The sequence below is a fragment of the Duganella dendranthematis genome, assembly GCF_012849375.1.
GTDB lineage: Bacteria > Pseudomonadota > Gammaproteobacteria > Burkholderiales > Burkholderiaceae_D > Rugamonas > Rugamonas dendranthematis.
In genome coordinates this window covers 5,000,559-5,012,713 of the sequence record NZ_CP051684.1, presented here as the reverse complement: position 1 = coordinate 5,012,713, position 12,155 = coordinate 5,000,559, and the positions used below count along the sequence as shown (strand labels likewise).

Here is a 12,155-nt window from a genome sequence, read left to right as displayed (position 1 = left end):
GCAAAGCTCGGGTATGATCGGGTCACACCGTCGTCCGTCTGACTTTAACGAGAAAAACCCATGTCCGTACCGGCATCGCAAGAACCACCTACTCCACCGGCAGATGCCCTGCGCAGCGCCGACCTGAGCGACCTGCTCGGCCACGTTCACACTTGCTGGGATAACGAACGGCGTTCCCTGTCGCGCCAGCTGCACGACAGCCTGGGCTCGTCGCTGACGGCGCTGACCATGCACCTCGGCCTGCTGATGCAGAAGCTGCCGCCGGAACCGGCCTTGCAGGACCGCGCCGGCCACATGAAAAAGCTGCTGGGCCAGATCGTCGAAACCAACCGCCAGATGCAGCTCAAGCTGTGGAACGACAAGCTGGAATTCCTCGGCGTGCGTGTGGCGCTGGATGAGCTGGTGGAGCAGTTCGGCCAGCAGCAAGGCATCACCGCCCGCTGCAGCCTGCCGGAAGAGGAACTGGACTGCCCGCGCAGCCACGGCATCGTGCTGCTGCACACGCTGGAAGAAGCGCTGCGCAACATCACCGCCCACGCGCAGGCGAGCGAAGTCGACGTCATCGTTGACGATAACGAAGATGAAGTGATGATGACGGTGAAGGATAACGGCGTCGGCCTGAGCGGACCCGTGCTGGCGGAGCAAAGCCTCTCGGCCGGCAAGTTTGGCCTGCGCATGGCGCGCGAACGTGCCGCTTATCTGGGCGGCACGCTGACCTTGTCGGCCGGTCCCGAGCGCGGCGTCACCTTGACGATGATCCTGCCCAAGCCGGCCAAGCCTGCCTAATGTAGTTTAACTAGCGGCGTGGTGCGCTTGATCAGGAAGCGCGCCACCGCCAGCACGCCCGTGCGCACCGTGCCCAGCACTGCCTGGTGGTGCATCAGGTGCAGGCTGACGTACATCATGCGCGCGACGAAACCGTCGACGAACCAGCTCAATCCCTTCAGCGATCCCATCAGGCTGCCCACCGAAGTGGACTGGCCGAACGACACCAGCGAACCATAATCGCGGTACACATACGGCTTGCTCTGCGGCGGCTTGCCCTTGTGCTGGCGCATGAAAGTCTCCAGCAGATAATCCGCCATCTGGTGCGCAGCTTGCGCGCGCGGCGGCACCAGCTTGCCATCGGGGCCGACGCAGGCGGCACAGTCGCCCAACGCGAAAATATAATCGAAGCCCTTGACGGCCAGCGTGCCGTCCACATCCAGCTGACCGGATTTGACGGTCGGCAGACCCAGCGTCTTAAGGAAATCAGGCGCCTTGATACCGGCCGCCCAGACGACGATCTGCGCCGGATAATGCGTCTCGCCCGCCGTTACGCCAGCGCCATCAATGGCGGTCACGCGGGTGTCGGTGACAACCGACACGGCGCGTTGGCGCAGCAGTTCCAGCGCGGCGCTGGAGACTTTTTCCGGCAGCGGCGCTAGAATGCGCGGCGCCCCTTCCAGCAAGGTGATGCGCACATCGCGCTCGGCCTGCAACTGGCGGAAACCGTAAGTGGCATACACGCCGCTGGCCTCGCGCAGCTCGGCCGCCAACTCAACGCCGGTGGCGCCGCCGCCGATGATGACCACGTCCACACCGGCAGCGGCATTGACGCTCTTTTTCAGTTCGGCCAGGGTCAGCAGCTTGAGCAGCGACAGGCGGAAACGTTCGGCATCCTCGGTGGCATTCAGCGAAATGGTGTGCTCGGCCGCGCCGGGCACACCGAAGTAATTCGAGGTGCTGCCGACCGCGACCACCAGCTTTTCAAAGCTGACCTGGCGCTCGGGCAGGATTTCTTCCTGATGATCGTCGCCGGCAACGATGGCGCCAACCGTCAGCACGCGCTGCTGGGCGTCCAGCGCCAGCATCGGGCCGTAGACGAAAGTGAAATGGTTGTCGTGCGCCAGCATCTGGTAGGACAGCCCCTCCTGGTGCACATCCAGCGTGCCGGCCGCAACCTCGTGCAGCGACGGCTTCCAGATGTGAAACAGACGGCTATCGACCAGCATGACCGCTTGCGGTCCCAGTTTACGCCCCAGTTTGCAGGCAAGCTCCAGCCCGCCTGCTCCGCCGCCAACAATCACGTATTTACTCTGCAAAACTTCCTCCTGTGGCGGCGCTTGCCGCCGGTTTAACGGTCGTGCCGGTCGTGGCCGCGGCCGTGATCGTCGCCGCGATCGTGACCGCGATCATGGCCCGGGCCGGGGCCGCGATGATCGCGGCGGTCGTCGCGGAATTCCGGACGGCCTGGGCCGCCATGACCATGATGCTCGCGGTAACGCGGCACGTACTCATTGTTGTACCACCCATCCTGCACAAAATACACTCTCTGATTGCAGGCATGGTAAGCGCGGCAGTGCTTCGACCAATGCTTGGCGTGGCCCGGAGGCACACGCAGGTAGATCGGCGCCGCCTCCACATAACGCACTGGCCGCTCGACGATCACCGGCTGGCGATACAGCACCTGAGGCGGCGGGTAGTCACCCACGTCAAGGCGGCCGTAAAAACCCGGCTGACCGACGCTGATGGAAACACCAACGTCAGCGGCAAAGGCAGAAGCGGACAGCGCCAGCAAGCTGGCGGCGAGGATCGTGGCTTTCATGATGAGTCTCAATTCTTTGTTACGAGCGAACTTGCTCATCAATTAGCATAATAGACCTTCCGCGCAACGTCTGTACGCTGACGAACATAAATGTCCTGTGCTAAACTAATGGTTCGATACCTAACGATTAGCCATGAAATAATATGTCGTCTATAGAAGAACGTTTCTCGGCCGCCCTGCACGGCTCGGCTCGCGCCTGGCGGCTGGCGATTGACCGTCGCCTCAAGCATCTGGGCCTGAGCCAGGCCAGCTGGATGGCCATCGCCCTGACCGCCAAGGAAAAAGAGCCGCCTTCGCAAACCCGGTTGGCCGCGCGCGCCTGCGTGGAAGATCCGACCATGGTGTCCACCGTGGACCGCCTGGTGAAGGCCGGCTTAATGGTGCGCACGCCGTCTGAAACCGACCGCCGCGTCAAGCTGTTGAGCCTGACGCCAGCCGGGCAGGCGGTGTATGCAACGGTGTCGCAGGAAGCCGCGGCCGTGCGGCGCGAACTGCTGGGCAAGGTCGATCCCGAGATGCTGCAAACCGTCACCCTGTTCCTGGAAGCCATCCAGACCAATATCGAGTCGCTGTCATGAGCACTGCCGTTGCCAACGGCGTCCCCGCCGCTGCCGATGATGGCCTGAACCGCCGCATGATCACCGTGTCGATCATGCTGGCCACCATCATCCAGGCGCTGGACGGCACCATCGCCAACGTCGCGCTGCCGCACATGCAGGGCAGCCTGTCGGCTTCGCAGGACCAGATCACCTGGGTGCTGACTTCCTTCATCGTGGCGGCCGCCATCGCCACCCCGCTGACCGGCTGGCTGTGCGACCGCTTCGGCCAGAAGAACATCTTCCTGACCTCGGTGGCCGGTTTCACGATCGCCTCGGTGCTGTGCGGATTGTCCGGCACGCTGAGCGAAATCGTCATCGCGCGCCTGCTGCAAGGCGTGTTCGGCGCCGCGCTGGTGCCGTTGTCGCAGGCCACGCTGCTGGACATCAACCCGCGCGAAAAGCATGGCTCGGCCATGGCCGTGTGGGGCATGGGCGTGATGATCGGCCCGATTCTCGGCCCCACGCTGGGCGGCTGGCTGACCGACAGCTACGACTGGCGCTGGGTGTTCTTCATCAACATCCCGATCGGCGCCATGGCGTTCTACGGCATCTGGCGCTACATCCGCAAGACTGACGCGCCGCGCAAGATGAAGTTCGACGCGTTCGGCTTCGCCACCCTCAGCCTGGCCATCGGCGCCTTGCAGATGCTGCTCGACCGCGGCGAACAAAACGACTGGTTCAGCGCCACCGAAACCTGGGTGGAAGCCATCATCCTGGCGCTGAGCTTTGCCTACTTTGTCGCCCATACCGCCACGCGGCCGGCCGGCAAGTCCTTCTTCGACTACCGGCTGCTGAAGAACGCCAACTACGTCAGCGGCCTGCTGTTCATCTTCATCGTCGGCCTGGTGCTGTTTGCCACCCGCGCGCTGACGCCGTCCATGCTGCAAAGCCTGATGGGCTATCCGGCCAAGATCGCCGGCCTGGTGACGGCGCCAAGCGGCATCGGCACCATGATCGCGATGATGATGGTGGGCCGGCTGGTCGGCAAGGTCGACCTGCGGCTGTTGCTGGGCATCGGCTTTGCCATCACCGCCTTCTCGCTGTGGCAGATGACCCGCTACACGCTGGTGCTATCACAGAGCGACATCGTCTGGCCGGGCGTGATCCAGGGCCTGGGACTGGGACTGGTGTTCGTGCCGCTGAGCGCCGCGACGTTTGCCACGCTGTCGCCGGAAATGCGCGCCGAAGGCACGGCTATCTACAGCCTGATACGCAATATCGGCAGCTCGATCGGCATCGCGCTGGTGCAAACGCTGCTGGTGCGGAACACGCAGACCGTGCACGCCTCGCTGACGGACCACATCACCACCACCAACCCGGCGCTGCTGGACAACCTGGCCACGCCGCAAGCGGCAGCCGCGCTGAATAACGAGATTACGCGCCAGGCGTCGATGATCGCCTATGTCGACGATTTCTGGCTGATGTTTATTTTGACGCTGTGCGTCATCCCGCTGCTGATGCTGATACGGCCACCGGCCAGGAGCGCCCCGGTGACGGTCGATCACGCCGCCATGGATTGAGGAGAACCGAATGAAAACACTATTACAACCAACCTTGCTCGTCATGGCCCTGGCGCTGGCCGGCTGCGCCGCGATCGCGCCCGACACCCATCCATTGGCCAAGCGCGACATCGCCAGCGCCGAACTGTCGTCCAACATCAAGCTGGCGCACGAAGGCTGGCCGGAAGCGCAGTGGTGGACCGCCTACCACGACGAACAGCTGAACGCCATCATCAAGCAGGCGCTGGCCAGCGGCCCGTCGCTGGAAGTGGCGGCGGCCCACATTGGCACCGCGCGTTCCTCGCTGTCGCGCAGTCTGGCGGACCTGGGGCTGGAGACTTCGCTGTACGCCAACGCCAACCGCCAGCGCTATTCCGGCACCGGCCTGTTCCCGGCGCCGATCGGCGGCGCTTATTACACTGAAGAGACGCTGCGCCTCGACCTGCGCTACAACTTCGACTGGTGGGGCAAGAACCGCGCGCAAGTGGCGGCCGCCGTCGGCGAACTGAATGCCGGCCGCGCCACCTACGCGGAAGCCGAACAGGCGCTGGCCGCGTCCATCACCCAGAGCTATTTCCGCCTGCAGGGCGCGTGGGCGCGACTGGCCAACACCGAGCAACTGGCCGCCACACAAACGGCGCTGGTGCAGGACCAGGCTAAACGCGTGGCGCGCGGCCTGACCACCGCCGACGACCAGCGCGCCGCCGACATGGAACTGAGCCTGATCCGCAAACAGCAGATGCAGCTCAAGTCCGACATCGAGCACGAACGCGAAGCATTGCGCGCGCTGGCGGGCGCCGACAACACCGCGCTGGCCGATCTGAAACCTGCGGCGCTGTCGCCAACGCCGCACGCCCTGCCCGCCCGCCTCGGCATCGAGCTGCTGGCGCGCCGTCCCGACCTGCAGGCCGCGCGCTGGAAGCTGGAGGCCTCGCTGAGCCGGATCGACGCCGCCAAGGCTGCGTTTTACCCGGATGTGAACCTGACGGGCTCTATCGGCCTCGATACCGTCAAGGTGGAGAACCTGTTGCAAGCCGCCAGCCGTACGCTGTATGTGGGACCGACGTTGTCGCTGCCGCTGTTCGACAGCAAGCGCTTGGACGCGCAGCTGGACGGCGCCCGCACCGCCCGCAACGAGCGCATCGCCGAATACAACCAGACCATCATCGAGGCCGTGCGCGACGTGGCGCAAGGCGGCGCGCAGCTGCAAGGCATCGAACAGCAGATTACGCAGCAAACGGCGGCGACTGCGTCGGCGCGCGCGCAAGTGGCGTCCGCGCAGGCGCGCATGGATCAAGGCCTGGCCAACAACGCCAGCGTGCTAAATGCGCGCCTGGCGCTGCTCAAGCAGCAGGATGCCGACCTGTATCTGCAACAGATCCAACTGCTGGCCGAAGTCGCGCTGACCAACGCGCTGGGCGGCGGCTATCACGAAGAAGCGCCGCTGGCGACTGCATCCAAATAATTCAACGGACATTATCATGAGCACTGACACCACCCAACCTAACGACAAAAAACGCAAGGCCGTACTGGCCGCGATCACGCTGGCCTTCATCGCCGCCGGCGTCGCCTATGCGGCCTATTACGAAATCGTGCTGTCCAAGATCCAGGAGACCGACAACGCCTACGTCGGCGGCAATCTGGTTAACCTGTCGTCGCAGGTGACCGGCAACGTGATCGCCATCCGCGCCGATGAAACGCAGATGGTGCAAGCCGGCGCGCCGCTGATCCAGCTGGATGCCGCCGACGCGGACATCGCCTTGCAGCAGGCCGACGCCAAGCTGGGCGCCGCCGTGCGCCAGCAACGCCAGCGTTATGCCGACGTGGCGCAATATGACGCCACGGTCACGCTGCGCAAGCTGCAATTGAAGAACGCCGAAGACGATCTGGCGCGCCGCAAGCCGCTGGCGGCCGATCACACGGTCTCCGGCGAGGAAGTGGCGCACGCGCGCCAGGCGGTGGACGATGCGCGCGCCGCGATTGCGGTCGCGCTCAAGCAGGAAGAAGCGGCCAAGGCCGGCGTCAGCGGCGTAGCGGTGGCGCAGCATCCGGCGGTGCAAGCGGCCAAGGCGGATTATGTGCAGGCGTGGCTGGCGTCACGCCGCAATACCATCCTGGCGCCGGTGTCGGGCTATGTGGCCAAGCGCAGCGTGCAGATCGGCGCGCGCGCCACGCCGGGAACGTCGCTGATGGCCATCGTGCCGCTGGACCAGTTATGGGTGGATGCCAATTTCAAGGAATCGGAGTTGAAGAATATCCGCGTCGGCCAGCCAGCCAAGGTGGAGGCGGATATGTATGGCAGCAAGGTGGAGTTCCATGGACGCGTAGTGGGGCTGTCGGCCGGCACCGGTAGCGCCTTCTCGCTGCTGCCGGCGCAGAACGCCAGCGGTAACTGGATCAAGGTGGTACAGCGCCTGCCGGTGCGGATTGCACTGGACGCCAAGGAGTTGCAGGAACATCCGCTGCGGATTGGTTTGTCGACTACCGTGTCGGTGGACATCAGCAAGACCGACGGGCCGGTGCTGGGCGCGGCCATGCCGCAAACGCCGGTGTACACCACGCAGGCGCTGAATCAGCCCTTGCAGCAAGCCGCCACCGCAGCCGACGCCATCATCGCGCACAACCTTTAAGCCTTCAGCAGCTCCGTGTCGAGCTGCCGGATTGCCGCCTGCGCTTGCGTGATGACGCGGTCGGCGATCCGCTGGCGCATGCCGGGCACGCGTCCCGCCGCTTCGGCCTCCAGCAAAATCGGCGTCAACACTTGCAAGGCCGAATCGCGGAAGCCTTCCGCCACCTGGTCCAGCTGCACATTGAACGACTGCTCCGCCGCCAGCAGCTGCTTGCGCAACTCCTCCTCAAACGTCAGGCGCTTGTCGCGGATCTCGGTGCGTTTGCGCTTGCCGCCATCGGTAAACCACTTGAACGCCCCGGCCAGCAGTACCGCGCCGCCGACAAACGGCGCCACTGGCGCCACCACCGGCAACACCACCGCCGCACCGATCAGATACGCCGCCGTGCCGGTGCTGGCCGCCACCGCCGCGCCGCTGACCAGCGTCACATTGGCCGCCGTATCCAGCTTGTTGACGATGCGCGTGCCGACCCGCAAACGCGGCATCAGGCGCGCCAGCGCTGCATGGTGCTGACGCTGGAACACCGAGGCCTGCCCCAGCTTCATCCCCGACTGGAACAGCCGCAGATCTTCCTGCAGCAGATGCAAGGCCTGCTCCTTGCGCCGCACGATGCGGTCCAGCCGCCGCTCCATCTCCTGCCCGAACTGGTTGCGGCCGATGCTGGCCCACACATCCTCGTCTTTCCACTTGTCGGTATTCAGGCGGTCGGTCATCGCCAGCTCGATGGCGTTGCCGGCATCGTGCACGGCGTCGTCGATTTCCTCGACCAACAAGCGACGCTCGTAGGCGATGCGCTGTTCGACCAGCACCAGCCGCTGCGCCACCTGGTTTTTCATCTCATTCGCCGCCGTCACCAGCGACGCTGCCGCCGTCTCGCCCACCGCCAGCAGGCGCGCCTGTTCCAGATAGGCGTTGATGTCCTGCGCAATGGCGGCCGTGGTGCCGCTGACCAGTTCGCGCAACTGCACGTGATCGATTTCGCCGGACTGGAAGTGGCGCGCATGATCGACCAGCGCCGGCTGGCCCGCGGTGCGGCCAAAGTCCGCCACCGCGTCGGCCACCGAGCGGCCACGCACCAGGCGGCGCGCCTGTTCGCCGAGGTTGGCCAGGATGCCGCGCTCCTCCGACTGCGGCAAGCGGCTCAAATCGTCCGGCGACACCCTGACCGCCAGGGACTTGGCCAGCCGCTGCGCCAGCGCGCGGGCGTCGGCGCCGTGCAGCGCCAGCAGCGGAATCACCATGTGCAGCGCCTGTTCGCGCGCGGCCTGGTCGATGCCGGCGCAGCTGCGGCTGAGCGCATTCAGCGCCCAATCGACTTCCACCCCGGATTCGATGGCGTTCAGCACCAGCGCGGTGAACACGGCGGAGGATTGGCCGTCGCCGGCGATATCGGTGACAGCGGCGAACTGGGCCAGCGTGAGGCTGCCTTGGTTGCCGGCAATCGCCCCCACGGCGCGCGCGTAGGCGGAGCTGAAACTCTGGTCGGAAGATAAGTGTTCGTCCAGCGAACGGACGACGAGCTGCGACGACGAACTATTCACGCCTGCTCCAGTTGGTTGTGATGCCATAATGGCATTGTAACTGAAGCGGGCTCAATGAGGCAGGTAGCGGATGAGGGCGATGACAGTGCCGATGGTGATGCCAGTCTGGGCGATAAACATCGTAAACATCCACTTCAACAGGTCAATCTTGAGGTCTTGCAGTTGCCGGCTGATTTCGGCCCGCACCCAATCCTTGGTAGCCAAGGTCTCTTTAAGGTTCTCCAATACTTCGCCTAGCGCATCGGCGTGCGCCAGCGCTTGCTGGGGCGGCACACCGCCCTCCTCAAGACGTTTGCGGTATTTGGTGGATTCAATGGAGTTCATGCAAAACAGTATGCGCCGCTCGCCGTCGATTGCAAGCGGCGCACTTTGATCTGCATCAACCGGTCGCTAGCGTCAGCGTCTCCTTGATTTCCTCCATGACGACATAGCTTTTCGACTGCGCCGCCCCCGGCAAACTGAGCAGCATATCGCCCAGCAGATTGCGGTACTCGGCCATCTCATGAATCCGCGCCTTGATCAGGTAATCAAAATCCCCCGACACCAGATGACACTCCTGCACTTCCGGAATCCGCAGCACCTCGCGCCGGAACTGCTCGAACGCGGGGCCGGACTTCTGGTTCAGCGTAATCTCCACAAACACCAGCAACTTGGCGCCCAGCGACGGCGGATCAATGCGCGCGTGATAGCCGGTAATCACGCCATCGCGTTCCATGCGCTTGACCCGCTCAATGGTCGGCGTGGTCGACAGCCCCACCTGCTCGCCCAGGTCCTTCATCGAGATGCGCCCATCCTCCTGCAGGATCTGCAATATCTTTCTGTCCAGTTTGTCGAGACTTCTAACCGATTCTTTTTGAATTCTCATGAAAATCCACTATTTTTACGAAGATATATAGTAACAAACACTATACAAACGAGAATACCATAGCGGAATATCTGGTAGTTAAATAATCGGGGGACTCTATGCGTGTCGTAATCCTGGGTAGCGGCGTCATCGGCGTCACCAGCGCCTACTATCTGGCCAAAGCCGGCCATGACGTTACCGTGCTTGACCGCCAGCCCGGTCCAGCCCTCGAAACCAGCTTCGCCAATGCTGGCCAGATTTCGCCCGGCTACGCTTCGCCCTGGGCCGCGCCCGGCATCCCGCTGAAAGCCATGAAGTGGATGCTGCAGCGTCACGCCCCGCTGTCCATCACGCCCGACGGCACGCTGTTCCAGCTGCAGTGGATGTGGCAGATGCTGCAAAACTGCACCGCCGACCGTTACGCCATCAACAAGGAACGCATGGTGCGTCTGGCCGAGTACAGCCGCGACTGCTTTAAAGCCCTGCGCGCCTCGACCGGCATCGAATACGAAGGCCGCCAACAAGGTACGACCCAGCTGTTCCGCACGCAAGAGCAGATGGACGCCGCCGCCAAGGACATCAGCGTGCTGGAAGAAACCGGCGTGCCCTACGAACTGCTGAGCCGCGAACAACTGGTCGGCGCCGAGCCCGGTCTGGCCCGCAACAAGCTGGTCGGCGGCCTGCGCCTGCCCAACGATGAAACCGGCGACTGCCAGCTGTTCACCACCCGCCTGACCGCCATGGCGGAAGAGCTGGGCGTCAAGTTCCGCTACGGCGTCGATATCACCGGCCTGCTGACCGAAGGCGACGCCATCCGTGGCGTCAAATGCGGCGACGAGCTGGTGACCGCCGAATCCTACGTGGTGGCCATGGGCTCCTATTCGACCGCGCTGCTGAAAGACCTGGTGCAGATTCCGGTCTACCCGATGAAGGGCTATTCGATCACCGTGCCGATCGTCAACGCCAGCGCTGCGCCGGTCTCGACCATTCTGGACGAAACCTACAAGATCGCCGTTACCCGCTTTGACGACCGCATCCGCGTCGGCGGCATGGCCGAGATCGCCGGCTTCAACACCGACTTGAATCCGCGCCGCCGTGAAACGCTGGAAATGGTGGTCAACGACCTGTTCCCCGGCGCCGGCAACACCGCCGCCGCCAGCTTCTGGACCGGCCTGCGTCCGATGACGCCGGACGGTACGCCGATCGTCGGCCGCACTGGCCTGCGCAACCTGTTCATCAACACCGGTCACGGCACCTTGGGCTGGACCATGTCGTGCGGTTCGGCGCAACTGCTGTCGGACCTGATCTCGGCCCACCGTCCAGCGATCCGCGCCGACGACCTGTCGGTCAGCCGCTACCACACCACCCGCACCACCCGCCAACCGCAACTGGCCAACGCCTGACCGGCGTCCCTTCACCACGGACGCGGCGCCCGATCAGCGCGCCGCGTCCGCCTTATTTCCCGCGCCTAGCCCGCCCGCGCGTCATCATCTGTCGCATTGCCGCCCTATCTGCCGCCGAACCCGCAACAACGCCTGCATGAGCGTTGAGATTGGGGCCAAGCCTGCGTATAATTTTGACCATGAATAAATTAGAAGCATTTGGCCATATTGCGGCCCTGGCCATCCGTGGCGAACTCATCTTTCCGACCAGCGTCAACGCGGCGCTGCGCGTCCAACTGGCATTGGACGATCCCGATTGCCCGATCGATACCGCGATCAGCCTGGTGCTGGCGGAACCCTTGCTGGCAGCGAAAACCGTGGCCATCGCCAACTCGGCCATGTTCAACCGCGCCGGCGCGCCGGTAGTGACCAATGTGCGCGGCGCCATCATGCGCATCGGCTACCAGAACCTGTTTGCGCTGGCGGCCGCCATGGTGGTGCGCCAGTTCGGCAGCAAGATCACCGACCCCAAGGTGCGCAACATGGCGGAAAAGCTGTGGGACCACACCATCGCCGTCGCCGCGCTGGGCCGCCTGATCGCGCGCCACGTCACCGGCGTCAACGAAGATACCGCGCTGTTCGCCGGCATCGTGCATGAGGTCGGCGGCTTCTACCTGCTGTCGCGCGCTGACGAGTTCCCGGGCCTGCTGGACGAGGACCCGGAAAACTGGCACTCGGCCAGCGAAGAAATCATCACCCGCGAAGTGATGCGCAAGCTGTGCATTCCCGAGCCGGTGGCCGACGCCATCGAAGGCCTGCGCGACAGTTTCATGTCGATCCCGCCCGACACGCTGCTCGACACGCTGCTGCTGGCCAACCACCTGACGCCGGTCAAGTCGCCGTTGCAGGAACCGCAGCGCGACCTGCCGCCGCATTCCGACTCCGCCATCGACCTGTTCATCGACGAGCAGCGACTGGCGTCGATGCTGGAAGACGCCAAACGCGACGCCGCCGACATGAGCGCGGCCCTGCTGGTCTAACCAACGCTGTACCTCCGGAGCCGTCCGGCGCAG

12 protein-coding genes are annotated in these 12,155 nt (G+C 64.2%); 7 read left to right on the top strand and 5 right to left on the bottom strand.

The features are described from left to right. The first annotated feature begins 60 nt into the window (after positions 1-60). Positions 61-786 (top strand): sensor histidine kinase, encoded by a 726-nt coding sequence (locus HH213_RS23035; RefSeq protein WP_169113781.1) that lies wholly within the window; start codon positions 61-63, stop codon positions 784-786. Here HH213_RS23035 and HH213_RS23030 read toward each other — a convergent pair. Both HH213_RS23030 and HH213_RS23025 read right to left on the bottom strand, forming a co-directional pair. Continuing rightward, positions 783-2,084 carry an NAD(P)/FAD-dependent oxidoreductase gene (locus HH213_RS23030; RefSeq protein WP_169113780.1) on the bottom strand — a complete coding sequence of 434 codons (1,302 nt, stop codon included), beginning with the start codon at positions 2,082-2,084 and terminating at the stop codon, positions 783-785. The genes HH213_RS23035 and HH213_RS23030 overlap by 4 nt on opposite strands. Before the next feature lie 32 nt (positions 2,085-2,116). After that, positions 2,117-2,587, bottom strand: a complete 471-nt coding sequence (locus HH213_RS23025) for a hypothetical protein (protein ID WP_169113779.1) — start codon at positions 2,585-2,587, stop codon at positions 2,117-2,119. Between the two features lie 143 nt (positions 2,588-2,730). Here HH213_RS23025 and HH213_RS23020 point away from each other — a divergent pair, with 143 nt between their 5' ends. Genes HH213_RS23020 through HH213_RS23005 form a run of 4 tightly spaced genes read left to right on the top strand, consistent with a single transcriptional unit; the run spans position 2,731 to position 7,315 of the window. Next, on the top strand, positions 2,731-3,165 hold the full coding sequence (locus HH213_RS23020; RefSeq protein WP_110848225.1) for a MarR family winged helix-turn-helix transcriptional regulator: 435 nt from the start codon (positions 2,731-2,733) through the stop codon (positions 3,163-3,165). Continuing rightward, the gene (locus HH213_RS23015; RefSeq protein WP_110848226.1) at positions 3,162-4,706 is read left to right on the top strand and encodes an MDR family MFS transporter; all 1,545 of its coding nucleotides are present in this window, start codon (positions 3,162-3,164) and stop codon (positions 4,704-4,706) included. Before HH213_RS23020 ends, HH213_RS23015 begins: the two co-directional genes overlap by 4 nt. A 10-nt stretch (positions 4,707-4,716) precedes the next feature. Beyond that, positions 4,717-6,150 carry an efflux transporter outer membrane subunit gene (locus tag HH213_RS23010; protein WP_169113778.1) on the top strand — a complete coding sequence of 478 codons (1,434 nt, stop codon included), beginning with the start codon at positions 4,717-4,719 and terminating at the stop codon, positions 6,148-6,150. Between the two features lie 16 nt (positions 6,151-6,166). Then, positions 6,167-7,315 (top strand): HlyD family secretion protein, encoded by a 1,149-nt coding sequence (locus HH213_RS23005; RefSeq protein ID WP_161056323.1) that lies wholly within the window; start codon positions 6,167-6,169, stop codon positions 7,313-7,315. On the opposite strand, the gene HH213_RS23000 is transcribed toward HH213_RS23005, so the two are convergent. Genes HH213_RS23000 through HH213_RS22990 form a run of 3 tightly spaced genes read right to left on the bottom strand, consistent with a single transcriptional unit; the run spans position 7,312 to position 9,721 of the window. After that, positions 7,312-8,856 carry a hypothetical protein gene (locus HH213_RS23000; protein ID WP_229263118.1) on the bottom strand — a complete coding sequence of 515 codons (1,545 nt, stop codon included), beginning with the start codon at positions 8,854-8,856 and terminating at the stop codon, positions 7,312-7,314. The two genes, HH213_RS23005 and HH213_RS23000, sit on opposite strands and share 4 nt — an antisense overlap. 51 nt (positions 8,857-8,907) lie before the next feature. Beyond that, on the bottom strand, positions 8,908-9,180 hold the full coding sequence (locus tag HH213_RS22995) for a hypothetical protein (protein ID WP_110848230.1): 273 nt from the start codon (positions 9,178-9,180) through the stop codon (positions 8,908-8,910). A gap of 55 nt (positions 9,181-9,235) precedes the next feature. Then, entirely contained in the window at positions 9,236-9,721 is a 486-nt protein-coding gene (locus HH213_RS22990; RefSeq protein ID WP_110848231.1) for an Lrp/AsnC ligand binding domain-containing protein, read from the bottom strand. Positions 9,722-9,819: 98 nt separating this feature from the next. On the opposite strand from HH213_RS22990, the gene HH213_RS22985 reads away from it, so the two are divergent. Both HH213_RS22985 and HH213_RS22980 read left to right on the top strand, forming a co-directional pair. Further along, positions 9,820-11,103, top strand: coding sequence for a D-amino acid dehydrogenase (locus tag HH213_RS22985; RefSeq protein WP_169113776.1), 1,284 nt, complete (start codon positions 9,820-9,822; stop codon positions 11,101-11,103). A gap of 179 nt (positions 11,104-11,282) precedes the next feature. Next, entirely contained in the window at positions 11,283-12,122 is an 840-nt protein-coding gene (locus HH213_RS22980) for an HDOD domain-containing protein (protein WP_110848233.1), read from the top strand. Positions 12,123-12,155 lie beyond the last annotated feature (33 nt).

Bases quoted from the DNA above. Each gene is read 5' to 3' on its own strand.
- HH213_RS23035 (WP_169113781.1), top strand. From the start codon at position 61: ATGTCCGTACCGGCATCGCAAGAACCACCTACTCCACCGGCAGATGCC.
- HH213_RS23025 (WP_169113779.1), bottom strand. From the start codon at position 2,587: ATGAAAGCCACGATCCTCGCCGCCAGCTTGCTGGCGCTGTCCGCTTCT.
- HH213_RS23020 (WP_110848225.1), top strand. From the start codon at position 2,731: ATGTCGTCTATAGAAGAACGTTTCTCGGCCGCCCTGCACGGCTCGGCT.
- HH213_RS23015 (WP_110848226.1), top strand. From the start codon at position 3,162: ATGAGCACTGCCGTTGCCAACGGCGTCCCCGCCGCTGCCGATGATGGC.
- HH213_RS23010 (WP_169113778.1), top strand. From the start codon at position 4,717: ATGAAAACACTATTACAACCAACCTTGCTCGTCATGGCCCTGGCGCTG.
- HH213_RS23005 (WP_161056323.1), top strand. From the start codon at position 6,167: ATGAGCACTGACACCACCCAACCTAACGACAAAAAACGCAAGGCCGTA.
- HH213_RS22995 (WP_110848230.1), bottom strand. From the start codon at position 9,180: ATGAACTCCATTGAATCCACCAAATACCGCAAACGTCTTGAGGAGGGC.
- HH213_RS22990 (WP_110848231.1), bottom strand. From the start codon at position 9,721: ATGAGAATTCAAAAAGAATCGGTTAGAAGTCTCGACAAACTGGACAGA.
- HH213_RS22985 (WP_169113776.1), top strand. From the start codon at position 9,820: ATGCGTGTCGTAATCCTGGGTAGCGGCGTCATCGGCGTCACCAGCGCC.
- HH213_RS22980 (WP_110848233.1), top strand. From the start codon at position 11,283: ATGAATAAATTAGAAGCATTTGGCCATATTGCGGCCCTGGCCATCCGT.